This window comes from Kitasatospora misakiensis, from assembly GCF_042656005.1.
In the GTDB taxonomy this organism is placed as follows: Bacteria; Actinomycetota; Actinomycetes; order Streptomycetales; family Streptomycetaceae; genus Kitasatospora; species Kitasatospora misakiensis.
Genome location: NZ_JBHSOF010000123.1, coordinates 1 through 1,901, shown reverse-complemented (window position 1 = coordinate 1,901; position 1,901 = coordinate 1). Strand labels below are relative to the sequence as shown.

Sequence of the window (1,901 nt, the reverse complement as noted above, 5' to 3'; positions counted from 1 at the left end):
CCTCCTCCCACACCACCGGACATGCGGGCCACGCATCCGGCGGTTCACCAAGCTGATCTCAACCGTTGCCAAGTCGGCTTGAGCATTCGCAGGCCCAGGTCGTCCCAGTAGGAGTTGGGCAGCGCCCTGTCGAGAACGGCTGTCCCCGCGATCCGCCAGTAGCCCTTGCTACTGGCCGCCCATTCCCGAGCATCGCGCTCACCGATCCCGAGCGCCCGCAGGCTGCGGCGTTTGGTCGCGTAGCGTTTCCATTCCTTCCAGCGGATCTGCCGCATCCTGCGACGCAACCACTTGTCCAGCCTCTCGAACACCTGGGGGGTGTCGGCGAGCTGGAAGTAGCCCATCCAGCCAGTGGTGAAGCGGTTGATCTGCGCGATGCGATCAGCCATCGCGATGCTCCACCTGCGCGAGGTCAGCTCCTTCACCCGAACCTTCAGGCGTTCGATCGCCTTCGGGTCGACCCGGATCCTGACCTTCCCGCCCCGGACGAAATAGAAGCCGAACCCCAGCATCGTCATGACGGAAGCTGGGACCACCTTCGACTTGACCCGGTTGACCTTCAGTTTCAACCGCTGCTCGATGACGACCGTGATCGAGTCGAGCACCCTCTGGGCAGCTCGCCTGCTCCGCACGAAGACGCAAACGTCGTCGGCATAACGGGCGAACCGGTGACCGCGCTTGAACAGCTCCCGGTCCAGGTCATCGAGCATGATGTTCGACAAGACCGGCGAGAGCGGCGACCCCTGCGGGGTCCCTTCCCCGCTCAGCCTCTTCACGCCGTCCACCATGATCCCGGCGTCCAAGTACCTGCGGATCAGTTTCAAGACCCTGCGGTCGGTAACCTTGCGCGCCACCCGCGCCATCAGGACATCGTGCTGAACCCGGTCGAAGAACCGGTCCAGATCAAGGTCCACGACCCAGCGGTTGCCGTCCTCGATCGCCCGCCGCGCGACCCTAACCGCCTGATGCGCGGACCGGCCGGGACGGAACCCGAAGGACGACCCCGAGAACTCCGGGTCGAAGATGGGCACGAGCACTTGCGCGATTGCCTGCTGGATCAAGCGATCCAGCACCCGCGGCACCCCCAGAATCCTCTCGCCGCCGCCAGGCTTCGGGATGATCACCTGGCGAACCGGCGCCGGCCGGTAGGTGCCCGCATCGAGCTCGGCCCGAACAGCAGGCCAGTGAACCAGCAACCACGGCCGAAGCTCGGCCGTCGTCACGCCATCCACCCCGGGAGCACCCCGGTTGGACTCGACACGGTTGAGCGCCGCGAGCAGGTTCTCCTTCGAGAGCATCAGCTCCCAAAGCGAGGACCCCTGTTCGCGGTGAACGTCCTGCGTGGAGTGCGCCGACCGGCCACTACGCTCCGCTGTGGGCTCTGCCGGATGCACCGGCTCCTCCCCCTGCGGCCCCGCCGAAGCGGATTTGCTGCGATCACCGTGACCAGCACGAGCAACCACCACATCACCCGTTCCACTCGATGTTCGGCCCTTCCCAGCCCGCCACGCACCGGCGGCCATCCCGGCTGGTACTACGACCTCTGCTGACTTCTGCCCGGTCAGCCCGCACCTCTCGGCACAGACCGTCGGCGCGGCGACACTTCAGCACAACCGACACCCGAACAGATCTCCCCAGGTAAGAACGATCACTGTCCCTGGATCCCCGCCGCGTTTACGCACCGGCCTTCTTGGTGGAGACGGGCATCACCCTCCGTTGCGGGCTCACCCGACCAGCACGCCTCATACGCGGTTCGTGTTCCTCGGTACCCAGGTCTCGCCTCGGGCTTCCTCCAGACCCCACCTCACGATGACGCCCTTGCCTCCGGCTCGGGGTTAGCACCACCTCTTCCCCCAAGGGACTTTCACCCTCAAGCAATCGCCCATGCTGGGCGCACAACG

Annotated in this window: 1 protein-coding gene; it reads right to left on the bottom strand. The window is 65.8% G+C overall.

The features are described from left to right. Positions 1 to 44: 44 nt before the first annotated feature. Positions 45 to 1,298, bottom strand: coding sequence for a group II intron reverse transcriptase/maturase (ltrA, locus tag ACFP3U_RS36820; protein ID WP_380230139.1), 1,254 nt, complete (start codon positions 1,296 to 1,298; stop codon positions 45 to 47). Between the last annotated feature and the right edge of the window lie 603 nt (positions 1,299 to 1,901).

Coding starts and splice junctions, on each gene's coding strand:
- ltrA (WP_380230139.1), bottom strand. CDS start 1,298: ATGCTCTCGAAGGAGAACCTGCTCGCGGCGCTCAACCGTGTCGAGTCC.